Here is a 22925-nt window from a genome sequence, read left to right on the forward strand (position 1 = left end):
CTTATTTCTTGAATGGGAAGTTAAACGCTTCTAACAACGCACGGCCTTCCTCATCTGTTTTCGCAGATGTAGTGATTGTGATATCCATACCGCGTACGCGGTCTACTTTATCATAATCAATTTCTGGGAAGATGATTTGTTCACGTACGCCCATGCTGTAGTTACCACGTCCATCAAAAGACTTAGCACTTACACCACGGAAGTCACGGATACGTGGGATAGCGATTGAAACCAAACGCTCAAAAAAGTCCCACATACGCTCGCCGCGTAGGGTTACTTTACAACCAATTGGGTAGCCTTCACGTACTTTAAAGCCAGCAACAGATTTGCGTGCTTTAGTAATGAGTGGCTTCTGACCAGCGATTGCTTCTAGATCCGCAACAGCGTTGTCTAGAATTTTCTTGTCAGCTAGGGCTTCGCCCACGCCCATATTCAATGTGATCTTTTCGATCTGAGGGACTTGCATGACAGAGCTGAAACCAAACTTCTCTTGAAGTTCAGCAACTACTTTGTCTTTATATACTTCATGCAGTTTCGCCATCATTCTACTCCAACTATTAGATAGTTTTACCAGTAGATTTAAAGATACGTAATTTCTTACCATCTTCAATCTTGAAACCTACACGATCTGCTTTACTCGTTTCCGAGTTGAAGATCGCAACGTTTGATACGTCAATAGACGCTTCTTTCTCAACAATACCACCTGGCTGGTTCAATTGTGGAACCGGCTTTTGGTGCTTCTTGATTAAGTTAATGCCTTCGACAAATACTCGACCAGACTCGGTAACAACTGAAAGCACTTTGCCGCGCTTACCTTTGTCTTTACCTGCTAGAACGATTACTTCGTCATCACGACGGATTTTTGCTGCCATGATTGACTCCTTACAGTACTTCTGGGGCTAGTGAAACGATTTTCATGAACTTATCATTACGAAGTTCGCGAGTCACAGGGCCGAAAATACGTGTACCAATTGGCTGCAAGTTATCATTTAAGATAACAGCCGCATTGCTGTCAAAACGGATCAAAGAACCATCTGGACGACGAACGCCTTTCTTAGTACGCACAACTACCGCGTTTTTAACATCACCTTTCTTCACTTTACCGCGAGGAATCGCTTCTTTAACAGAAACTTTAATGATGTCACCAATCGCTGCATAACGACGGTGCGAACCGCCTAAGACTTTAATACACTGCACTTTGCGAGCGCCGCTGTTATCAGCAACTTCCAGCTGAGTTTGCATTTGGATCATGTTAATGACCTCCGGTGTAGTTATTACAACTGTCTTAAATTTGTTTAAAATCAAGACATTTAGGTTAAAAACCACTCAAAAAACAATCTAGTTGTCTCCCAAGGGCGGGCAATTGTATCAGCATTGCGGGGGTAGTGGTAGGTTATTTTTTAATTAATTTAGAATAACGAGGATGGTTGTTTTGTCGATGAAACATATTTTGCTATTTTAGCATTGATTATAAAACAATCAGGGCAATTTTATGCCCTGATTGTTTTATCACCGAATAAAATCGGCATTATTTGCCAAACAAACCTTTTAACTTATCTTTAATTTTATCTTTCGCTTTTTCTTTTACTTCATCTTCTGCCGCTTTGCTTACATCTAAGCTGATGCCAACATCATGAAATGGTCCTTTGATTCGCACTGGAATTTTAAAGCCGGTACTGTCATCTTGGGTACCCTGTCCTTCGAGTGAATCGACTATGCCTGTCACTAAGCGGTAGTTAACTGTCGTTGCAGGTAGATTAACATCCCCTTCACCACTAATACGTACTAATGGACTTAACAAACTCAGATCTGTGTTTTTACCTACGCCATTGGTAAAGTTAAAGCTACCCGTTAGCGCAGAGAAATCGGTTTGCTGGGAATTATCAAAGCCAGTATCTAGTCCTTGTGATATTGCACCAAAGTTACCCTTAATTAGCTCTTTGCCTTTGCGAACCATTTCAGCAATGTTGGCGCCTTTTACTGCACCATCGGCAAATTCAAATGCTAGTTTACCCTGTAGGGCACTCATAAAGTCTTTTTGGCTCTGACCTGATGTTGCTAAGTCCCAATTGAGTGAGCCTTTGCCCATTAGCTTATCAAAGCCTGCGGCATCTGTTAGCAATGGTTGTGCATCTATTTTATCTAACGAGAAGTTGGTGCTGATTTTGTAAGGAGCTTGTTTCGCATTAACCGTTACTGTGCCTTTACCATTACCTTCGTAGGCGGCAAACTTATCTAGGCTGATTTTTGCTACGCCTTTGTTAAGGTTTACAGTGAATTGATTAGCACCAAGTTTGATTTCATTTGCTTTTAAGCCACTTGAACGGATCACCACATTCGCATCTAAGGCATTTAAGCCACTTAAATCCATTTTTGTGTCATCCCATACAATTGGTTTGGCTGGCTCGTCACTTTTAGGTTCTGGTTTATCTGCTGGCGCTACCACCTCAGGTAAGTAAGGATTTAAGTCCAGCATACCTAAATCGATGTCAGCATTAACGGCTAAACGCTTGCCTAAATTAAGCTCGCTTTTTCCTTTGATCTCTAATGCATCAAGAGTGGCGACTAATTCAGCTAGGTTGAACTTATCACCTTGCATACGCATTTTGCCGCTAACACTAAATGCATTAAAGGCGCTTTTTTTCGCGTTCAGCTCGACTCCCTGCCATTTAGCAATGTCTTTGACTGAATCACCACTGAGCGCTAATTGACCTTGAATATCTTTACCTTGACCGGCTATTAAGCCTTTAAACTCAACATCAACTAACTTTGAAGTGACATCAGTTGTCACATTAAATGTATCACCTTCTATTGCTTTAGCTGGGTTATCAACTGTTACATCAAGCTCAAAGCGCTCTTGCATATAAGTGATCCCACCTTTGACTTCGAGTGATTTATGCAGTGAAGGCAGTAAGATAGCCAATTCTAAATCGCTAATTTGCTGTTTAGCTCCCGTTTGACCATCTAAATAAGTAAACGACCCACCATATATAGCCACTTCACCTAATTGAATATCAAAGTTTTCAGGTAGTTTGACTGCCTCACCTGCTTGATTTTGCTGCTCAGGTTTCGCAGCTACTGCATCAAATAACTGCCAGTTAGCTTTACCATTTTTATCTGTTTCAAGCAGAATATTGGGTTCATTGATCACAAACTTTTCTAGTTTAAGTTCACCACCAAATAGCGAAAACCAAGGAATATGAACTGCAAGTTGCTGCATGCTTGCCATGTCTGCACGTGAGCCAGTTTTCATATTGGCAAAATGCACATCTTCAAGTTCAAGCTTCAAAGAAGGAAAAACGGATAATGTTTTATCGCCTTTAATAGTTAAAGTACGCCCTGTGGTTTGCTCAACCTGCTCAGAGACTTTATTAAAAATGGCATCGGTTGGAATTAAAAACGGTGCAGCAATAATTAAAGCAACAAGCAATAATAATATGACACCAATAACTTTAAATAAGGTCTTCATGATGGTCCTTTCAAATGTGCAAATAATGTTCTTATCATAGCGGGAGTTAGCATTAAAATCATTGTGCAACGAAGAAAAATGCAATTTCCTGCATTCTACAGTGAATATATGAATTGTTACTGAAACATTTTGATACCTTTAGCTGCAAAACCATATAGCTGAATTTCGCAAAGCCGCCGGGCTTTCACAGCAAGAGCTAGCCGATGCTAGCGCCGTTTCACGCAAAACAATCAGCACGGTCGAAACATCACGTTTTATACCTTCAGTGATCATTACATTGAAGATAGCTCGGCAGTTTGAAACTACTGTGGAGCAGTTATTTTCACTTGAATAAGCAGATTAAACCCTTTAAATGCAATCTTGTGCAGATTTAACTTATCAAGATTGCATCCCCTGTATTCTTCGGTATGATGCACAGCCCTGTTGTTTTAAGACGTTTTGCGCTAAAATTAAACAACTGAAAAATGTATTTAACCGGAGTACCATCAGGCATGAAAAAATTGCTCATTTCACCTTCACAAATGGCATTAGGCGAACAAGAAGGCCATATTTATCAAAATATTCTAAAGCAGGCTTCTGAAATCAGCTTAAACCTGATGGCGGTGAAAATAGAAAATCATCCTGAAGACTTCTTAGGTTGGTGCTATGAACTACTTAATGCTAGCCGTGACCGTATTAATCATGATTTACTCGAAACCAATCAATTACCAATTTTAAAAAAGCTTAATGACTTATTAGTTTCAGCAATTAGCTTCTTACAATTGAAAACATTACGCGTAGCACCTTGGCCTGTAGTTAGTGTATTTATAGAGCAACATAAAGATGTGCTAGCCCTTGATGAACAGTTACGCCTTGCCAACTATATAGCTGGTATTCGCGAGCAATCACTGAAAGAGATGATCCCTGAAGATTTATTAGCATTTAGTGGTAAACATACTTCTGCACTGGATCCAAGTAGTTATAATTTTGATGTCGAATGGTTTAGCTCTACTAAAAGCGCCAAAGCTTTTCATCAAATGCTTGCCGACCTGCCGGCATTATTTGATGAAGCATTAGCACATATACCTTTAGAAGGTGAAGTAACTGAAGCTGATTACCAAGAATTTGTGGTCAAATATTTAAAAGCCTTTACTGATAGCAATGAAAAGCCAACGCTTGCACCGGCAACTCGTCTATTAGCAATGCGCCGCCCAGATGTTTTTACACCAATTAATAACACCCGTTTAGATGCACTTTGTTCAGCATTGGCTATTACTAAATTAAATAATCGTGACTTTGCGCGTTATTGGCAGGATATTGTTCAAGCAGTTCATGGTATGTCTTGGTTTAAAATGGCAAGTGGTGACAGCGAGCTGGATCAACAACTTGTTGCAATCAAAGCGTTAATTCCGTGCTTTTTCTATCACGCGGACAAAAACACGCCTGAAAACTCTAACTACATCAAGTTATTGAGCAAGCCAAAGCGTACAACAACCACTGGCACTAGAAAAGTGCGTCGTGGTAAAGAGTCTGCTGAAATACTTGTAGATCGCGCACTTGCTGCTGACGATATGCCTGAGCATATTCGCGCAAAGCGTGATTCAATTATCAGCGAAGTACAAAAAGGCCGTGGCGTGAACGAAACAATCAGCCTAATGCGTACTATTTTTGGTTAAACCACAGTAAAAAATACAAAAACCCGCTGCAACTGAGTTGTGCATGCGGGTTTTTTTACGCACCAATAAAGTGCGCAAGCTTCGTAAAAAACAATCTCCTCCTTTCACTATAAATATTTATACCGTTGTTTATAAAGTAATTTAAATATAAATTATTGCTTTTCATTTAACTTGGCACAAGCAGTGCAATTATCCTGGTAGACAACTAAAAATAGGATCCGCAATTATAGACTGCAATCTAATTAATAATTGCGAGCCAAAAAATCAGCATAACAACAGGATACCAAACATGTTAAAACTAAAATCAGCAATTGCGATCAGCACACTTGTACTCATGGGTGCAACATCTACAGCAGCATATGCAGAAGTAACAGCCAATGCCGCAGCAACTTCAAACTACTTATGGCGTGGTCAAGAACAAACCGGTGGTGATGCTGCAATTTCAGGTGGTATTGATTATGCCAACGAATCAGGTTTTTATGCTGGTACTTGGGCTTCAAATGCAAGCTGGGCCGATGAAATGACCTACGAGCTTGATCTCTATGCTGGTTTTGGTGGCGATATTAATGAAAATATGAGCTACGACGTTGGCTACATCTATTACGCTTACCCTGATGCAGCTTCTGGCGCAGACGCTGATTTTTCTGAAATTTACGGTAGCATCAGTATGGGTGGCTTTAGCTTTGGCGCATCAGTTCTTGCAACTTCAGCCGCAAGCGGTGATGGCACAGACTTTGGTGATTCGTTATACCTGACTGCAGATTACGGTTTCGCAGTTGGTACTAATGGCACTGAAATGGCCTTACACTTAGGCCATTACTCAGGCGACTTTATTGGTGATGACGACATCATCGACTACGGCGTATCTATCTCTAAAGATGGCTTCACTTTTGGTCTATCTGATACCGATATGGATGACAGTGATATTAAGGCTTACGTTGCTTTTTCAATGGACTTTAGCCTATAAAAAGAATGTGTTACTTGCTGCAACACTAAGGGCCGTAAGGCCCTTTCTCGATCTTGGTAAGCGGTAAAAGCGACTAAGTTCAGATTTTATGTCAATACTTACCCTAAACTCAGACTGCTTAAAACTTACAACTCCTATGGCACACTGTGCCCTGTTGAACCTTGCCAAATACGATACCATTGTTCGCGACTGAGTTTTAACTGCTTAGCAGCAACAGCCGATTTAACACGCTCAATGTTGCCAGTGCCCAGTACCACTGATGGGGAACTTGGGTGCATTAATAACCACCCGTAAACCACTTGATCAATAGAACTTGCACCAATTTCGCTGCCGACTTGTTCGAGTACATGACGCAGGCGAATCGCTTTTTCATCATTTTCTGCAAAAATGCGACCGCCAGCCAAAGGTGACCAACACATAGGTTTAATATCAAGTAACTGACATTGGTCTAAACTACCATCATCAAGTGCTTGCATTTCATACGGTGAAAATTCAATTTGATTGGTCACCAATTCAAAATCAAGACGCGACTGCAATAAACTTAGTTGTGATGGCGTAAAGTTTGATACACCAAAATCGAGTACATCACCATTTTGCTTAAGAGTAGTGAATGCCTCAGCTACTTCGTCTGCATTCATCAAATAATCAGGGCGATGAATAAGTAATGCATCTAATCTATCGGTATTAAAATGCTTTAACGATTGCTGTGCTGAGCTAATAATATGTGCGGCACTCGAATCGTAATGATTAGCTTGGCCTGCTAATCCTAAGCTTGCAAAAGCAGGTTTAATACCACACTTGGTAATAATTCTAATCTCATCTCGAATACTTGGCTTTAAAGCCAAGGTTTTACCAAACTCTGCTTCACAGCCATATCCACCGTAAATGTCAGCGTGATCGGTGTGCCTTACGCCAGCTTCAATTGCTTGCTCGAGAAAAGTTAAACACTGTTGTGGAGTAATTTGCCAATCTAATAATCGCCAAAACCCAAGTACTAGTTCGTCAATAGCGCGATCTGAGCTGTTCATAATTCCACCTTTATTTTTGTAAAAAATATTGTCCCGGCAAGTTCAATGCAAGTACCAAAACAGTATCCCTATCAGATAATTAATAAGTCATGATAATTTAATTGACCTTATTGATGTATTATTCTACATAATAAATAAGGTATTAATAGCTGAAAGTTATACCAGCACATGCATTAGCACATCAGTTTTATTCAGAGCTTTACCTTTTTTTGATGGCACAGGTAACGTAATAAATTTTTTGGATTAAATGAGGCTACAGATGAAAGACTTAACCCACACTATATACAGGCTGATGGCTTGCCTTTTACTCACGGTTAGTCAGTTGAGCTTTGCAGCAACCACTGAACAAGAAGTCACTCATTTGCTCAGCTTTATCGCGCAAAGCAACGCGACTTTCATTCGTAACGGTGATCAACACACCAGCACCGAAGCCGCTGATCATCTTGCTATGAAATACCACAAAGGCAAACGCTACGCTAAAACTGCTGATGAGTTTATTGAAAATCTTGCCAGTAAAAGCTCATGGAGTGGCAAACCTTATACCGTAATTCTCAAAGATGGTACAAAAATAATCAGTAAAAAATGGCTTGCAAACGAGTTAGCTCATTTTAGAACCACAGAAAAGCCGCAATAAGTGCGGCTTGGTTTCACTCTTAGGAGAGGTGAACTTAAATTCTGAAGTAACACTAACTCAAAGCTGTATTTAATACTGCGGTAGTTATTTTCATCATCAGTTTGCACTAGCGATAACTTTATATAACTAAGTTATCGACAAAATCTGCCTGCACTAATGATTTTTGAATGTCTAAATAATGACTGCCGGTATGCTCGGCTGAGTATTCAAAGCATGTGCTTGTAATAATGTTGCTTTGTTTTTAGCTACCCATGCATTCTTAATTTCGAACTATACTGTATGAAAATATAGCTGAACAATCTGTGAACACAACGTGCAATTAATAATCATTATTTTAGGAAATAACATAACTGTAAAGTAGATATTACTTGCACCTAATCTCGCTACTGGGTATAAAAATAGTTATCAACATTTAATAAGAAGCGAAAAGCCATGCAGCAACATGACCACCAACCACTTACAGACTTTATTGAATATCCACATGAACAGATGCTTGAACGCGCTAATGAGTTTTTAACGACAAGCCAGCGTCGTCATACAATTCGTAGTTTTAGCGACCGACCGGTGCCAAAAGATATTATTCAAACCTGCATTAAAGCCGCAGCTACAGCACCAAGTGGTGCAAACCACCAACCGTGGCATTTTGTAGCAATTAATAGTAGTGATGTGAAAAAGCAAATTCGTGAAGCAGCCGAGAAATTAGAACGCTCATTTTATGAAGGCCGCGCTGGTGAAGAGTGGTTAGATGCTCTAAAGCCATTAGGCACTGATGCCAGCAAACCTTATTTAGAGCATGCACCTTGGCTAATTGCCGTATTCAGCCAAAAGAAAGGCGGCTTAAATACTGATGATAAAAACACCAACTACTATGTGCATGAGTCAGTCGGTATTGCCACCGGCTTTTTAATTCAAGCATTACATCGCGCAGGGCTTGCAACACTAACTCACACACCTAAACCAATGAGCTTTTTAACCGACATTTGTGGCCGCGACAAAGACAACGAACGCCCCTATATGCTGCTCATTGCCGGTTACCCAAGTGATGATGCTACTGTTCCTAATCATGCCTTGGTGAAAAAATCACTCGATGAAGTTGCGACCTTCATTTAGGTTTAAAATCCACCGCTAATGTGTCGCCGGCGTTAAGCCCGGCGATAATATGCTGTTTAGCATTAATCACCTCCCCTAAACGAACAAAGCGGCGCTCAATCTTTTGCTCGTTAATAACATATACCATGGCTAATTGACCGTACTCATGCACCCAACTTGGCTCAATTAAAATTCCTTGCTCGGTATCCAGTGGCAAGTGAAGCTGTGCATATAAACCAGGCATCAAGTTTGATTGTGTTGGCAACTCTAAACGAATTAACATACTACGTGCAGCACTATCGGCAATCGGAACAATTTCACTCACCACCGCAACAGCGGTTATATTAAGTGAAGGCAAACTGACCGTTAAGCTTTGACCCAGTGTGAGGCTAATTGCCTGACGTTCTCGCACATTAAATTCAAGCTGTAATTGTTGTGGATTATAAAGTGCCAATAAAGGTGAACCAGGCACTGCGGTATCACCTGGTTCAACTAACCGCTCTACAACAACTCCAGAAATGGGCGCTTTTATACGGGTAAATTCAAGTGCGACTTGTGCTTGGGTTTGCTGTTGCTTGGCAACAGCTAAGCTTGCGGTTAAGTTATCAAATTTCGCTTTTGCCTCATCATTATCACTAACCGATACCAACCCTTGTGAATATAAGTCAGTTACGCGCTTAAGCTGTTTATCAGCTTGTGTAAGTGACGCTTGAATGGCTTTTATTTGCGCATCACTTTGTGCCAATTGCGCTTTAAAATCGTCTTGCTGCAAAGTAATGAGAACATCGCCTTGCACAACACTATCACCAGCACGTACATTTAAACGTTCCACTTGTGCCATCACTCGTGACGAAATTTGCGTGTTTTGTTTTGCAATCACAGTACCGGGAACATCTTCACTGCGCTTGATCGCCGTCAGCTCAACGGTAGCGACTTTTCCCTCATATCTCGTTGCTAATACGGGTTTATTTCCTGCGGCTTGTTTATTTGAAAAGCTGCCTGCCATATAAAGCACAGCAACAATAATCACTAACAACGCAATGATTGAGCCAAACAGTTTTGATTTACCTTGCATGAGCTTCATCCTCGGTTGTTTGTGTGTTCGCAAACACTAAATAATAAACTAGCGGCACCACAAACAACGAAAACAATGTTGATGCCACAATGCCAAAAATAATAGCGATAGCAAGACCACTAAATACGGGGTCTAACGTAATCACTAAGTTGCCTAATAAAGTTGTGCCAGCAGTCAGTAATACTGGCCGCATCCGCGTTGTGCCTGCGGCAATCAATGCCGCTTTTATTGCCATCCCTTGCCCGCGAGCTTGATTAATAAACTCAACTAAAATAAGCGAGTTACGCACCACAATACCAGCAAGTGCTATCATGCCGATCATCGCTGTTGCGGTGAATAGCACAGGCTCTGGAGCACCGGCTATGGAGCGCTCACCAAACTGATTTAATAACCAAAAACCCGGCATAATACCAATCACAGTAAGTGGAATAGCCGACATAATAATCAGTGATAAACTGGCAGATTGCGTTTGTATTCGTAAAATAATAAAAATGGCGGTTAACGCAAAAGCAAACGCAATTCCCATATCTCTAAACACATCAATTGTGATCCGCCATTCACCTTCACCACTAAACGTTACATGCGTGCCTTGTGGTAATTGCCAAGCCTGAGTTCCACCGTTATTAAAAAAGCTGCGGGCTAACCAATTTGTTTGCTCAAAATCATCGCTACTTACATTTAAATCAGCGTTTACGTCCGCAATGATTTCTGCAGGAGTACGGCCATTAAGCTCTGCCATCACGTATACAACCTCGCGTTGGTCTTTACGCATAATCGGTTTTGCGACATTTAGGTTATGAAATTCACCCAGCTCAGATAAAGCCACCAACGGTCGTGGCGCACTAGTTAAACCAAACTCATTAGTTGATTTTGCCAGCTCTCTATCACCTCTGATTTGTATAGCAAGCAGTTGCGCTAATTGGTTTCGCTGCTGATATGGTAATTGCATTTTGATCTCAACGGGCTGCGTTTCACCACTGACATACATTACGCCCACATTTTTACCCGCAGATGCAATCGTTAATGTATTGGCAATATCTTGTGTTGATACCGCCGACAAAGCCGCCTTGGCTTTATCGGTAATAAAGCGCTGCATCGGTGCCGTGGCTGCAATACTTGTATCAACTTCAACCACATGGGGCTCTTGCTTCAGTCGTTGTGCAACTTGTTGAGCCGCTTGATGGTGGGTTTGCGTATCAACAAACGGATCACGATACACTTCAGCCACTAAGGTGCTAAATACTGGCGGCCCGGGTGGAACTTCAACCACTTTTATCACAATGCCATTAACGGCCAATGGCTCAAGCTGTTTACGTAAACGCATCACGACACCATGAGACTGTTGCTCGCGCTGCGCTTTGTCTAATAGTAATACTCTAAGCTCAGCTAAATTAGCGGCCTCACGGCGATAATAACCGCGCACCATACCATTAAAATCCATGCTTGATGGTTGCCCAACATACGCAGCTATTTCACTTACTTCACTAAGCTGCCATGTTATAGCTTGTACTTTACGAACGGTCAGTGTTGTTTGCTCCAGATTCGTCCCCTCGGGCATATCTATCAGTACTTGTAGTTCATTTTTATTATCAAACGGCAATAACTTCAGCGGCACCATTCGCATCACGGGCAGCAATGCACTGATAATAAATAATCCTAAGGTTGCCCATAAAATCAGTTTTGCGCGCCCTTTACTGGCCAGTAAAGGCGTTAATAAGCGTTCATAAATAGCTACTTTAGGGGAAGTTAAATCATTGTGCTCAACAACCGGTTCTTTTAATAACTTCATGGCAAGCCAAGGAGTTACAAAGAATGCCACAATGGTTGAGACCATCACGCTTACAGGCACATTAAATGCCATTGGTGCCATATATGGGCCCATCATGCCAGTGATATAAGCCAAAGGAATAAAAGCCACCATGATGGTCAGTGTCGACATTAATAATGCACCACGTATTTCGCTCATTGCAGCGACAATCTGTTGTTTTTTATTGCCTTTGTTTTGTAAAAAACGGCTAATATTATCAATGCCCGTTATCGGATCATCCACCAGCAAGCCCAGTGATAATATCAATGCAAATAACGTTACTCGGTTGATGGTGTAACCAAACGCAAAATCGAGGCTTAAGGTTATGCCATAACAAATTGGCACAGCTAAACCAACAACGATAGCGGGTCGCCAGCCTAAGAACACGCCAACAAAAATCACTACGGTAAATACCGCAAACACTAAGCTTGAGGTTAAGTTATTCACTTTTTCGTTAGCGGTTTGCCCGTAATCTCTAAGTATTGTGTAATCTATTTGCGAAGGTAAAAAATTAGTTTTTAAATCAGCCATCATTGCGTGTACATCATTTGCGACCGCGACTGCATTTGTGCCCGCTTTTTTAGCAACACTTAAGGTGACTAAAGGATGCTCTTGTGTGGTATCAGATTGCGCTAGCCACTGATAATTTTCAGGCTCACTTGGTCCATCGAGTACTTTTGCAATATCTTTTAAATAAACACTTTTGCCGTTAATAACATTTACAACAAGCTGCTCAATCGCGGCTTTTGTTCGTAACACATCACCAGCTTGTAGCATGATTTGTTGCTCTGCATTAACAACACTGCCAACCTGAGATAATTGATTAGATACACTCAGTGCATAATAAACATCGCTGAGCGTAGTTTGATGAGCTGCTAGGGCCGTCGCATCTAAATTGACCGTTAAAGTGCGTTTGCGCCCAGCAATCACTTTAACTTCACTGGTGTTTTCTATGCGCTGTAAACTATTCGCAATTTCGTTAGCAAAACGGGTTAACTCATAGTCGTTATATAATTTAGGATCTTTACTAAATAAGCCTAGCATCACAATCGGCACGTCATTTACTTCGACCGGGCGCACCTGCCATGAGCTAATAACTGACGCCATGGTATGTTGATAACTATATAGTTTGGCGTAAGTATCGAGGATTGCTTGTTCACGATCATGACCCACAGTAAAGCGCAATGTCACCACAGTGCCATTACTTTGTGTGGTTGAATAAATATGCTCAACACCGCGTAATTGCGCCAATAACTTTTCGAGTGGTTGCGTGACCAGCCTTGCCACTTCGGGAGCTTCAATGTTAGGAGCTGAGACATAAATATCCAGCATCGGCACCACTATTTGCGGTTCTTCTTCACGGGGAGTTTGCTGTAAAGCCATAATGCCAAGCAACACAGCCATTACAAAAATAATGATAGGAATACGCCCGTTAAGACTATTTTTTACTGCACTGTCGAGCTTATCCATTTGGTTATTCCTTACAAAATAAACCATAGAGCGTGGCTAACATAGCCTGTGCGTTGTCGTTAATCACCCGATAATAGATGGTCTGGCTTTCGCGACGAGTACTAACAATATTTGCTTTTCGTAGTGCAGCCAAATGCTGCGATAAAGCAGACTGTGCCAATGGTACAGCCGCATTTAATTCAGAAACACTCATTTCACGCCCCTGCAAAGAGCACAAAATCATTAAACGGTTTTTATTTGCTAAAATTTTTAATAGCTGCTCAGCATGCTCTACGTTATTAGCCATAGCTGCAAAGTCGATAGTCATAGTTCCACTCTTATATTCAAAGTACAGCAGATTATAGTTAGCTATATTAGAAAAGTCTAATATTATAATTTACTAATGTAGCTTTATCTAATATATTAAATAGTAACAGTCACTATTACTAAGGTTAACCGTGAAACTAAACGATGCTCTTCGCTTGATAGCAGGTGCAATGATTTGCATATCATTGTTACTACAGCAATTTCATGATCCATTGTGGATTTGGTTTACAGTGTTTATTGCTCTAAACTTAATTCAATCAGCATTTAGTAAATGGTGCCCGATGATCACTCTTTTAAAAAAACTAGGTTTCGAGGAATAACATGCTTACTTCAATCCCAGATCTAATGAAAATAATTACGCCAAATCAACGCCGCATTGAGGCTACACAGGCCAAGCAAGAAATTGCTGACAACAAAGGGCTATTAATTGACGTACGTGAACCCGCCGAACATGCGGCAAAAGCAGCTATCGGCGCAATTAATATTCCCCGAGGTTTACTAGAAATGAAGTTAATGGAAATCGAAAAAGACCCAGCTCGGCCAATTTACTTACACTGCGCCAGTGGCGCACGCGCAACATTAAGCGCTGAAGCACTTACCCGCGTTGGTTATGAAAACGTCACCGTTATTACCTGTAATGCAGAACAGGTTTGCCAAGTATTTTAATGCAATTGGCATAACAGCTTCACATAAAAGTCATACTGGTCGGATAAGCTCTTACTTTTAAATTTAGCGGTACAGAGCAATGACGTTTACACGAAGAAATTTTTTAAAAGCCTCGGCGGCAGGATTTGGTGTCGCCGTTTTATCATTAGGATTAACAGCTTGTCGGTTTGACGATGAAGATGACGACATTCTTGACGTGAGCTTTGCTCATGGTGTTGCCAGTGGTGATCCATTAGCTGACAGCCTAATTCTGTGGACTCGTGTAACCCCTCTAGATCCAACAACCACCAGCATTAAAGTACAATGGCAAGCAGCAACCGACCCTAACTTTGCTAATATCAGCCACAATGGTGAAACACATATAAGTGCAGCTACAGACTTCACCCTAAAAGTCGACTTACAAGGCTTAAACGCCAACACAACTTACTATTATCGCTTTAAATCGAATGGCAAAACCTCACCTATTGGTGCAGGTAAAACACTACCAACAGGCAGCATTGATAAAGTGAAATTTGCTGTTATATCGTGTGCCAACTACCCCGCAGGCTTTTTCCATGTGTATGGTGAAATAGCCAAGCAAACAGACATAGACGCTGTATTGCATTTAGGTGATTACATCTATGAATACGGCAATGATGGCTACGCTACTGAAGATGCTGGTATTTTAGGCCGTTTACTGCCAGAAGATAACAGTGACGAAATAATTAGCTTAGCTGATTACCGTAACCGCTATGCCCACTATCGTACTGATTCAAACTTACAAGCTGCGCATAGTAACTGTGCATTTATTACTGTTTGGGATGACCACGAAATTACCAATGACACATGGCGAAATGGCGCAGAAAACCATAATGAAGGCGAAGGTGAATTTAGCGAACGTAAGCTACATGCCCTACAGGCCTATTTTGAATGGATGCCAATTCGTAATGTAGCAGATAAAGAACGAATTTACCGTCGCTTTGAGTTTGGTAATTTAGTCTCTTTATACATGCTAGACACGCGTGTACTCGCCCGTGATGAACAGCTAAACTATGCTGATTTTGACCTAACCAGTGCACAAGGACAAAGTGATTTTGCAAACGCACTAAGCTCACCATCGCGCGCATTACTTGGCAATGAGCAGCTAACATGGCTCACTGATGGCATGACAACATCAAACTCAAAATGGCAGGTACTTGGCCAACAAGTACTGATGACCAAAATGCATTTGCCGTTTGAAGTACTGCAACTACTAGTGAGCTTACAAATAAGTCAAGCAAATGGCGGCGACACAAATGCATTATTAGCACAAGCATCGGCATTATTTGCTGAACTTGCACAAATCAAAGGCCGCGTGCTTGCAGGCGATCCAAGTGTTACTGATGCCGAACGCGCTCGAGTTGATACTACTGCACCATACAATTTAGATGCATGGGATGGTTACGCCTACGAACGTGAAGTGCTGCTTGGTACTGCCATTGCCGCACAAAAGAACTTAGTGGTTTTAGCGGGTGATACTCATAACGGTTGGGCTGGGCAATTAGTTACTGATGCTGCAAACCCAATTGCAGCGTCACAAAATGCCGGTGTAGAATTTGCTACCTCTTCGGTGTCTTCGCCTGGTCTTGAAGAATACCTAGCACTGAATACGCAAGGGCCAGAAGCAACCGCACAAATGGAGCAAGTAATCCCATTATTGGTTAATGATTTAATCTATAACAACCTCGTAGATCGTGGCTACTTAACCGTTACCTTTACCCCAGAGCAAGCCACCGCTAAGTGGAATTACGTGAGCAGCATTAAAACCGCTTCATACGAAATGCAAACCGAGCGCAGTAAAGAACTATGTATGCTAGCAGGTCAGCCAGTAATACAAGGGTAAAGATTCTAGGTGCTAGGAAAAATGTTTAGATGAAAGATTAAAACAGCCCGGCGATCACTCGATCGCCGGAATTTTTGCGTTACGACTTTAATCATTGGTAATTCCTTTCATATTCTTAGTGTCGCTATTCCTCTCAAAGTGCATGAATAAAACATGAGCGATACTTGATAGCACGATCAATACAATGCCTGCGATACCCAATAAAGTTTGAGTTTGTTGAAGAAAAATGTAGCCCAAAATACTAGAAAATAGAATTTGCGCATATTCAAGCGGCATTAGCTTAGATAAGTCACTTTTATTAAAAGCGAAAAAACGTGCTGCAAGTTTAGTAATAAGGAGCCCACCATATAGCATAATTAGTAGAGCACTATTTGTATCTAAAGGTTTCCACACAAAAATAGCGACGGGTAATAAGATAATCGCCGAATAGAGGGGAGCAAAAACCATTTGAGGCACAACTTTCTCTGCATTGCCTATTTTCTTTAAATTAATATTATAAATGACTAAAATAGCTACCGCTGACAGTGCAAAGATCAATCCTAGATAGAGGTTTTGCTGCGTTACTTGGCTCGCCATTAGTTTTGGAGAAAGCAGCATCATCACTCCAGCTAAATTCAAAATAATAGCGATATAGACATAGGCTTTTGGTTTTTCTCTAAAGATAAACACCGACAAAATGGACGTTATAAGTGGCACAAAAAAGTTAATCGCGGTTACTTCCGCTAAACTTAGATATTGCAGAGCATAAAACAAACATATTGTTGAACTAACACCAAGCAGTCCTCTGAAAATATGTAGCTTCATTTTTTGGGGTTTGATATTTTCCCATTTGCCTTTCGAGAATAATATAATGGCCGCAAAAGCTGCAATTACATTAACCAAAAAGACAACTTGGAATGGGCTGATAGCTTTACCTAAAAAACCACCGATTAGTAACATCACACTTAAGATAAATGAATCTGACAACATCCAAATCACTGCGGTTGACTCTTTACTAGCCATTTAACTTCTCTCCATGTGTTTGTGTAGCACAAATATATGCTACGAAATTAGAGCCCTATTAGAAATCAACTACTTTGAACCCTAATAAAACTGCATCCTTTTCAGATAAAATCGCTTTAAATTACACCCACAAAAGGTACAAAACAAGGGGTTTAGAGATAATTTGAGCTAATAGCATAAGACACTTTGGGAGGGTTAAAACAACAGGAACCAATGATAGTTAATGTAATAGTCTTGGGTTATCGAATGTAAACTTAAGCTCCCTGTTTAGTGAATACATTGGCATAGCACTGTATTAATTTCGCGGATACTCGCACATTGCCATATACCAATTGCCAGTTACATGTTCGTAATTACCATAATCTTTAGCACCGTAACCGAGCACACATAAACCTATTTTCTCAGGGTTACCAAAAACAAAATAACCTTCTTGTTGCCTATCCTGGTATGAAAAGGTAAATGCTTTTCTAATCAACCAAACACCCTGAAAATATTGAATCCAAAGAACATCTATATTTTTATTCAGTAAAAACTCAGTGAGCTCATCCAAACTTGAATCGGTCACCTTCACGAATTCTTTACTGCCTTTTTTTCTTATTAACTTATGCGCGAAACGCTCACCACTTTTATCATCAACCCATTGTACAGCCTGAAGATCCCTTTGCTCTGCAAGTAAAATGGCGTGCTCCAAATCATTCTCGTGTTTTTTGAGAAAGTTTTTAGCTTTTGATTCAGGGCTATTAACCGTAAAAAATAAAAAGCTTGCTAGAAAAATAACTACAAGCACCGAGAATAAAACAATGAATCTTGGTATCAGAGTCTTCCTACGAAACAGCTTAATATAAGGTGTATTTTCCATATGTTCCTTAAAGCAAAATAAGATTACTCATATCTAACTATTTCCGCTCATCCAATAACGTCACTAACATTTGTTCAATATTTTTCACACTGTAAGTAAGTGCGCGTATTAGCTCAACTTGGCTTTGTGGCTCATCACTGTTCGCTTTTGTTGGTTGCTGTGCGGTTAGATTATCTTTTTGAGTTAAGATTGCCTCGCGAAACTCACTGGCATCAACTACCCCAAGTAACGATACTAATGCGCCATGACCAGACTGACCTGCGGTTTCAAAGCTTAGTCGATATAAACCAAATAAACGCATCAACGGGCCTTGGCTTAACCCGACGTCAGTTATTTTTTCAAGTGGGATGGACTTTTCTTCTTTGAAAAATACACCGCGCTTTACTACCAGTTTACGCTCAAGTAATTGAGCCGACATAGCGGCTAATATACTGCCACTTACAATCCAAACAATCAGTACTATTACCGGGATAAGCGGAATAGTCACAACTCCTAAGGTGCTTGCACATACTGCAAAAATTAACCAATAAGGCTTTATTTTAGGATCAAACGTAGCACTTTTTAACATAGCTTCTGACATCGTAGTTACCCATAATCGTATTATGATTATAAATTACGCTAACTTTGCCTAGGCTGCAATTTGATCATAAAAAAACCGAGCATCTAGGATACTCGGTTCTGATTGTTTATAAAGTGTATTAATGCTTAGTTCTTATTGATCAGTACCTGCACATTATTACGATTAGGGCCAATAACCGTAAAGGTATAATTGCCTGCGTCAGCAATGGCTACATTAATATTTGCCCCTACAGCTTCAAGCAAACTTTGCTCGCCAACTATAACCTGTGGAGATTCACCTTTGCCGCCATAGTCCACAGTGTTCCAATCTTCAGAGGCTATTTTGAACTCATAATCACCGGCATCTAAATCAAGTGATGTACTATAAATAGCATTCCCTTGATAGATTAGGGGGTTGTCGGTACCCCAGCCATTTAAGCTGCCACGTAAGTAAACTTGAGTGTCTGCAAACATTTGCGCATTAAATACACTCAGCGTGGGTGCATTCAAATCACTGGCATCAAAAATGAACTGATATTCACCCTCGGTTGCAACATCCATCGTCATATTAGCGCCTTTAACAGCTAATAACTTATCTTCGGCAACGGTTACGATTGCATCCGCTTCACCGGAACCATAATCAACGGTATCCCAATCTTCAGAAGCAATTTTAAATTCATAACTGCCTACACTGAGTATTTTAGTAAAGGTATAAACGCCTTTACCTTGATAGATTAACTCATCACTGGTGCCCCATTCATTTAAGCTGCCACGAACAAATACAGGCGTGCCAACGAATCGTTCTTCGTTATAAATTCTCAGCGTTGGATTGTCTTTATCGCTGGCATCAAACGAGAATACATAAGTTGCATCAATTGCGGCATTAAAGGTCATATTCGCGCCACTGCGCATTAAAGGCTCGGTTTGATTTTCCAACACTGCTTTATCAGCATCAGACAGCGCGCCAAAATCCACACTCGACCAATCTTCAGAGGCAATTTTAAATTCATAATCTCCCGCAGTTAAAGTAATAGCGATACGGTATTCACCATTGCCCATATACTCAAAGCTGTCAGCTGTGCCCCAATCATTTAAACTACCTCGCACATATACTGTGGTGCTGCCAAAAGGCACTACGTCTGGCGCGCCCACTGTTGCATTCGCACTTAAGCCTACACCTTGGTTCTCGCCTTGTGGTTTTACAAATACCGCGATTGTATAAGCTGGGACTGTAAATGTACCGTCGGTTTCACTGGCAGTAAAACTCACTCCAGACATACTGCTATCGGTGCTGTTTTTAAGTATTGGATGTAATTCAAACCCAGCAGCGGTTGGTACTGTATGTGAAAGCGCTTGCTCAGTTGCATTAATTACTACTACGAGCGCGTCAACTTGGTTATCTAAATCTGCAAAACCTTGACCGTCATCAATGCTCATTACAATCAAACCATGTTGCTGGTTTTTACCAACATTGTGAAAACCTACACGGTCAATAACATCTTGCTCTGTGGTTAATCTAAATAATGGGCTGCTACTACGAATAGCTAAAAACTCTTGGAACACATCCCCTGCGTAAGCTATATCTTGCGGCTGTGCAGCAGCTTGTGGATTACCTGAGACCTTAATGATTTCAGGCCATTTCTGTTGGTTTTTCTCAGCATTAGGTAAACCAATATTCCAATTATTATTTTCTTTCGTTAAATCTACCGCATTAAACCAATCCCCTGCATTGTAGCTGTCACGATCCATTGATTTTGAGCGTAGTAAATCAGCCCCAAGTTGCATAAACGGGATACCTTGGCTTACTAATGGAATTGCTAATGCCATATTATGCGCACGCACTCGTTGCTCAATACTCATACTTGTTGCATGTTTATATTGCAGTTGATCCCATAAGGTTTCGTTATCGTGCTTTGATACGTAGTTAATGCTGTCAGCAGGGTCTAAAGCATAAGCCGTCGGCTGAGTATTCCAGCTAAAGCTATTACCTTTTGCCGAATTACCTTTAAAGTCTTTCAGGATATAGTTTTGTAAATTACCCGCCAGTGATAAACGCAGAGTATCTTGGTCTGCTAAATTACCATCGGTCGGGTTATTGCTAAACATAGCCCCACCGCGCACAGCCTCACGGATGCGGTCATTGAATGTGCCAACTTCAGAGCCTGCCATATCAGCTTGCTTAGCTTGAGTGAACAATCGGTTATTAGCGACTTCACCAAAATCCCAGCCTTCGCCATAAAAGTAGTTGTCAGGGTCAACAGCTTGCACCGCTTCACGCGCTGCTAAAATTGATGATTTAGGCATGTGCCCCATAACATCAAAGCGAAAGCTGTCGTAACCAAAATCACGGGCAAGAATGACCAGTGAATCGCTAACAAACTTGTCCATCATCACATGTTCAGTCGCGGTGTTTTCACAACAGGTTGAACGCTCGATATCCCCCGTTATTTCACTGTATCTGTGGTAATAACCCGGCACGAGTTTATCAAACACTGATTTTTCCCAAATGCCTGATGACGTTGTATGGTTGTATACCACATCAAGAACCACGCGAAGGCCGATCTCTTGAAGTGACTGTACCATGGCGCGTGTCTCTTTAACTCGGGCAACCCCTTCACTGCTTGATGCATACGAACCTTCTGGGGCAATAAAGTGATGCGGGTCGTAACCCCAGTTAAAACCGTCTAAATCACGCATCGCGCTGGCAAGTGCTTGAGCATCATCAGAACCCGGAAAGTAGCTTTGCATTAAATGAGCAATGATGCTGTTTTTATTTTCGATTTTACAAGCATCGGCGGCATCGTCTATTCGCTCACATAACTTACCTAGGGTGTCAGTGATTTCAACGCGCTTATCCGCATCTTCTTCAATGGTGCCAATGTCTGTTACAGGGAGTAAGTGAAAATGCGTTAAACCTTTGTCAGCTAGTTGCTTAAGGTGCTGCATAGGGATGCTTTCAAGCTCAGTAAATGCTAAATATTTACCTTGGTTTGCTGCGCTTACTGACGTATCGCGAATACTAAAATCACGTACATGACCTTCATAGATAATGGCATCTTCCGGGTTGGTAATTGTTGGTACACTGCGCTCATCCCAGCCTTGTGGTTTGGTATCGTCATCATTTAAGTTGATCAACTGCGAATACAGGCCATTGCTTGATACATTCAGTGAGTAAGGATCGGTACTCCATAAACTTTCAATCGCTTGAGTAGTAGGGTGGTAAACATCAAACGCATAGCGGTAATAATGACGGTCGTATTTGCTGTCTAAACTCACTGACCAAATACCTGTATTGCTGTCTAACGTCATGGCAGTGCTATGTACTTGTGCTTTATCGGCGTCAAATACATTAAGCATCATATTGCTAGCGGTTGGTGCCCATACTGAAACATCAATTGCATTGTTATTATAATGCACGCCTAGCATGGCTTCATTTGCGTCGTTTTCACCTTGGGTGTAAAGTGCATCAAGGGCTTTGGCGGTTTGCACAAAACTTGCTTCAAGTAGCTTGCCTTCTGCATCGTAGCCCGCTACAACGAGCTGTTGTTTTATAAGTTGTTTTGCAGTAGCGGCATCCCAATTACCTTGATAGGCAGTCCAATCTGTTAAGTGCGGTACTTTCGCTGCTTGTGCATCGGTTAAACTCGTTGCCATTAATTCAACGGTTTCACCATTTAAGCCAGTATCAACATCAACAACCAAATCGGCAGCAGCTGATGAATGCAGCTTAATAATCTGCGTAAGCTCATTACTTGGCTTATACAGCACAGTATTTAAATCAATCCAGTGTGCTGATGCACCGTCAATTGCAACGGGGCGTTCGCCAAGCGCTTCTACTGGGTATTCAAATACTGTTGGCTCACCGTCAAAGGTAAAGTTCATACGTACAAAACGCTCGTCGTCCTGCATCAGTGGCATGGTTAAATCCACATCACCATGGGCTTTACCTGAACCTTCTGTGCCAATATGAATAATAAAATTAGCGCACTCGGTATAACCGTCTTTTAGCGCGACAATCCAATAAGCTCCATAGTTTGGATCGACACCATTATATTCATGGCCATTAGCCCAATCGGTGGCATCAAACGGCGGCGCGTAAGCATCACAGCCGTCGGTATTCCAAGAGTGTAAACGATAGCCTTCATAACCCTTATTTTCTGGGCGCTTATAAAATAAAATAGCCTCACCTTCGCCTGCAAATACCACAGGGTCTGGTAAGTCGGGGTTATAGCCACTGGTACAGCTTTCATTATTTGCATCTGGAAACAGCGGTGCGTCACAAGAGATAGGCTCAGGATCAACACATTGAGTGCCTGCTGCATTAGGGACTTGCGGTACATCACAAGTCAATAAGGCTTGGCCTGCTTTTACATCGCTACTGCCTGAGCCTCCACAGCCAAACAGTAGTGTTAAGCTCACTGCTAATAGCAAATGAGTCAATTTAGTTATTTTATTCATTATTTATGCTCCAATTTGCTA

At 41.3% G+C, this 22925-nt stretch carries 20 protein-coding genes; 8 read left to right on the plus strand and 12 right to left on the minus strand.

The genetic code is table 11. From position 1 onward, the window contains the following. Position 1: 1 nt before the first annotated feature. From rplE to PVK79_RS23185, 4 genes are all read right to left on the minus strand, one after another. Positions 2–541, minus strand: coding sequence for a 50S ribosomal protein L5 (gene rplE, locus PVK79_RS23170; RefSeq protein WP_016710195.1), 540 nt, complete (start codon positions 539–541; stop codon positions 2–4). A 16-nt stretch (positions 542–557) separates the two neighbouring features. Then, positions 558–872 (minus strand): 50S ribosomal protein L24, encoded by a 315-nt coding sequence (gene rplX, locus PVK79_RS23175; RefSeq protein WP_016710194.1) that lies wholly within the window; start codon positions 870–872, stop codon positions 558–560. A gap of 10 nt (positions 873–882) precedes the next feature. After that, on the minus strand, positions 883–1251 hold the full coding sequence (gene rplN / locus PVK79_RS23180) for a 50S ribosomal protein L14 (protein WP_011329449.1): 369 nt from the start codon (positions 1249–1251) through the stop codon (positions 883–885). A 277-nt stretch (positions 1252–1528) separates the two neighbouring features. Next, complete coding sequence (locus PVK79_RS23185) at positions 1529–3469, minus strand: AsmA family protein (protein WP_257325019.1); 1941 nt, start codon at positions 3467–3469, stop codon at positions 1529–1531. A 142-nt stretch (positions 3470–3611) separates the two neighbouring features. Here PVK79_RS23185 and PVK79_RS23190 point away from each other — a divergent pair, with 142 nt between their 5' ends. The 3 genes from PVK79_RS23190 to PVK79_RS23200 all read left to right on the plus strand — a co-directional run bounded on the left by PVK79_RS23190 (position 3612) and on the right by PVK79_RS23200 (position 6091). Then, the gene (locus PVK79_RS23190; protein WP_257326414.1) at positions 3612–3803 is read left to right on the plus strand and encodes a helix-turn-helix transcriptional regulator; all 192 of its coding nucleotides are present in this window, start codon (positions 3612–3614) and stop codon (positions 3801–3803) included. A gap of 157 nt (positions 3804–3960) precedes the next feature. Next, on the plus strand, positions 3961–5124 hold the full coding sequence (locus PVK79_RS23195) for a hypothetical protein (RefSeq protein WP_145241931.1): 1164 nt from the start codon (positions 3961–3963) through the stop codon (positions 5122–5124). 289 nt (positions 5125–5413) lie between these two features. Further along, the gene (locus PVK79_RS23200; RefSeq protein ID WP_145241933.1) at positions 5414–6091 is read left to right on the plus strand and encodes a TorF family putative porin; all 678 of its coding nucleotides are present in this window, start codon (positions 5414–5416) and stop codon (positions 6089–6091) included. Between the two features lie 134 nt (positions 6092–6225). On the opposite strand, the gene PVK79_RS23205 is transcribed toward PVK79_RS23200, so the two are convergent. After that, on the minus strand, positions 6226–7119 hold the full coding sequence (locus PVK79_RS23205; RefSeq protein WP_257325020.1) for an aldo/keto reductase: 894 nt from the start codon (positions 7117–7119) through the stop codon (positions 6226–6228). A gap of 259 nt (positions 7120–7378) precedes the next feature. Between PVK79_RS23205 and PVK79_RS23210 the strand changes: the two genes are divergently transcribed. Both PVK79_RS23210 and PVK79_RS23215 read left to right on the plus strand, forming a co-directional pair. Next, positions 7379–7753 carry a DUF5329 domain-containing protein gene (locus PVK79_RS23210; protein WP_257325021.1) on the plus strand — a complete coding sequence of 125 codons (375 nt, stop codon included), beginning with the start codon at positions 7379–7381 and terminating at the stop codon, positions 7751–7753. A gap of 432 nt (positions 7754–8185) precedes the next feature. Then, on the plus strand, positions 8186–8863 hold the full coding sequence (locus PVK79_RS23215; protein ID WP_145241949.1) for a nitroreductase family protein: 678 nt from the start codon (positions 8186–8188) through the stop codon (positions 8861–8863). Here PVK79_RS23215 and PVK79_RS23220 read toward each other — a convergent pair. The 3 genes from PVK79_RS23220 to PVK79_RS23230 are packed head-to-tail and all read right to left on the minus strand — an operon-like array spanning position 8856 to position 13501. After that, positions 8856–9917 carry an efflux RND transporter periplasmic adaptor subunit gene (locus tag PVK79_RS23220; RefSeq protein ID WP_257325024.1) on the minus strand — a complete coding sequence of 354 codons (1062 nt, stop codon included), beginning with the start codon at positions 9915–9917 and terminating at the stop codon, positions 8856–8858. The two genes, PVK79_RS23215 and PVK79_RS23220, sit on opposite strands and share 8 nt — an antisense overlap. Beyond that, entirely contained in the window at positions 9907–13194 is a 3288-nt protein-coding gene (locus PVK79_RS23225; RefSeq protein ID WP_257325026.1) for an efflux RND transporter permease subunit, read from the minus strand. The genes PVK79_RS23220 and PVK79_RS23225 overlap by 11 nt, the downstream gene beginning before the upstream one ends. 4 nt (positions 13195–13198) lie before the next feature. Beyond that, positions 13199–13501: an ArsR/SmtB family transcription factor gene (locus tag PVK79_RS23230; protein WP_149983086.1), complete on the minus strand. Its 303-nt coding sequence runs from the start codon at positions 13499–13501 to the stop codon at positions 13199–13201. A gap of 130 nt (positions 13502–13631) precedes the next feature. Between PVK79_RS23230 and PVK79_RS23235 the strand changes: the two genes are divergently transcribed. From PVK79_RS23235 to PVK79_RS23245, 3 genes are all read left to right on the plus strand, one after another. After that, positions 13632–13820 (plus strand): YgaP family membrane protein, encoded by a 189-nt coding sequence (locus PVK79_RS23235; protein WP_257325029.1) that lies wholly within the window; start codon positions 13632–13634, stop codon positions 13818–13820. 1 nt (position 13821) lies between these two features. Further along, a complete protein-coding gene (locus PVK79_RS23240) occupies positions 13822–14166 on the plus strand; it encodes a rhodanese-like domain-containing protein (protein ID WP_182732369.1) in 345 nt (114 codons plus the stop codon). Between the two features lie 79 nt (positions 14167–14245). Further along, positions 14246–16027 carry an alkaline phosphatase D family protein gene (locus PVK79_RS23245; RefSeq protein WP_257325031.1) on the plus strand — a complete coding sequence of 594 codons (1782 nt, stop codon included), beginning with the start codon at positions 14246–14248 and terminating at the stop codon, positions 16025–16027. Positions 16028–16114: 87 nt separating this feature from the next. On the opposite strand, the gene PVK79_RS23250 is transcribed toward PVK79_RS23245, so the two are convergent. The 4 genes from PVK79_RS23250 to PVK79_RS23265 all read right to left on the minus strand — a co-directional run bounded on the left by PVK79_RS23250 (position 16115) and on the right by PVK79_RS23265 (position 22904). After that, positions 16115–17029 (minus strand): DMT family transporter, encoded by a 915-nt coding sequence (locus PVK79_RS23250; RefSeq protein ID WP_145241963.1) that lies wholly within the window; start codon positions 17027–17029, stop codon positions 16115–16117. 295 nt (positions 17030–17324) lie between these two features. Further along, entirely contained in the window at positions 17325–17888 is a 564-nt protein-coding gene (locus PVK79_RS23255; RefSeq protein WP_257325034.1) for a hypothetical protein, read from the minus strand. Between the two features lie 37 nt (positions 17889–17925). Continuing rightward, positions 17926–18468 carry a PH domain-containing protein gene (locus tag PVK79_RS23260; RefSeq protein WP_064668490.1) on the minus strand — a complete coding sequence of 181 codons (543 nt, stop codon included), beginning with the start codon at positions 18466–18468 and terminating at the stop codon, positions 17926–17928. 125 nt (positions 18469–18593) lie between these two features. Then, a complete protein-coding gene (locus tag PVK79_RS23265; RefSeq protein WP_257325035.1) occupies positions 18594–22904 on the minus strand; it encodes an alpha-1,6-glucosidase domain-containing protein in 4311 nt (1436 codons plus the stop codon). Positions 22905–22925 lie beyond the last annotated feature (21 nt).

The organism is Pseudoalteromonas rhizosphaerae, assembly GCF_028885455.1.
GTDB classification, from domain to species: Bacteria; Pseudomonadota; Gammaproteobacteria; order Enterobacterales; family Alteromonadaceae; genus Pseudoalteromonas; species Pseudoalteromonas rhizosphaerae.

Excerpts from the sequence above, each read along its gene's own strand:
- rplE (WP_016710195.1), bottom strand. The coding sequence starts at position 541 with ATGGCGAAACTGCATGAAGTATATAAAGACAAAGTAGTTGCTGAACTT.
- rplX (WP_016710194.1), bottom strand. The coding sequence starts at position 872 with ATGGCAGCAAAAATCCGTCGTGATGACGAAGTAATCGTTCTAGCAGGT.
- rplN (WP_011329449.1), bottom strand. The coding sequence starts at position 1,251 with ATGATCCAAATGCAAACTCAGCTGGAAGTTGCTGATAACAGCGGCGCT.
- PVK79_RS23185 (WP_257325019.1), bottom strand. The coding sequence starts at position 3,469 with ATGAAGACCTTATTTAAAGTTATTGGTGTCATATTATTATTGCTTGTT.
- PVK79_RS23195 (WP_145241931.1), top strand. The coding sequence starts at position 3,961 with ATGAAAAAATTGCTCATTTCACCTTCACAAATGGCATTAGGCGAACAA.
- PVK79_RS23200 (WP_145241933.1), top strand. The coding sequence starts at position 5,414 with ATGTTAAAACTAAAATCAGCAATTGCGATCAGCACACTTGTACTCATG.
- PVK79_RS23205 (WP_257325020.1), bottom strand. The coding sequence starts at position 7,119 with ATGAACAGCTCAGATCGCGCTATTGACGAACTAGTACTTGGGTTTTGG.
- PVK79_RS23210 (WP_257325021.1), top strand. The coding sequence starts at position 7,379 with ATGAAAGACTTAACCCACACTATATACAGGCTGATGGCTTGCCTTTTA.
- PVK79_RS23215 (WP_145241949.1), top strand. The coding sequence starts at position 8,186 with ATGCAGCAACATGACCACCAACCACTTACAGACTTTATTGAATATCCA.
- PVK79_RS23220 (WP_257325024.1), bottom strand. The coding sequence starts at position 9,917 with ATGCAAGGTAAATCAAAACTGTTTGGCTCAATCATTGCGTTGTTAGTG.
- PVK79_RS23225 (WP_257325026.1), bottom strand. The coding sequence starts at position 13,194 with ATGGATAAGCTCGACAGTGCAGTAAAAAATAGTCTTAACGGGCGTATT.
- PVK79_RS23230 (WP_149983086.1), bottom strand. The coding sequence starts at position 13,501 with ATGACTATCGACTTTGCAGCTATGGCTAATAACGTAGAGCATGCTGAG.
- PVK79_RS23240 (WP_182732369.1), top strand. The coding sequence starts at position 13,822 with ATGCTTACTTCAATCCCAGATCTAATGAAAATAATTACGCCAAATCAA.
- PVK79_RS23245 (WP_257325031.1), top strand. The coding sequence starts at position 14,246 with ATGACGTTTACACGAAGAAATTTTTTAAAAGCCTCGGCGGCAGGATTT.
- PVK79_RS23250 (WP_145241963.1), bottom strand. The coding sequence starts at position 17,029 with ATGGCTAGTAAAGAGTCAACCGCAGTGATTTGGATGTTGTCAGATTCA.
- PVK79_RS23255 (WP_257325034.1), bottom strand. The coding sequence starts at position 17,888 with ATGGAAAATACACCTTATATTAAGCTGTTTCGTAGGAAGACTCTGATA.
- PVK79_RS23260 (WP_064668490.1), bottom strand. The coding sequence starts at position 18,468 with ATGTCAGAAGCTATGTTAAAAAGTGCTACGTTTGATCCTAAAATAAAG.
- PVK79_RS23265 (WP_257325035.1), bottom strand. The coding sequence starts at position 22,904 with ATGAATAAAATAACTAAATTGACTCATTTGCTATTAGCAGTGAGCTTA.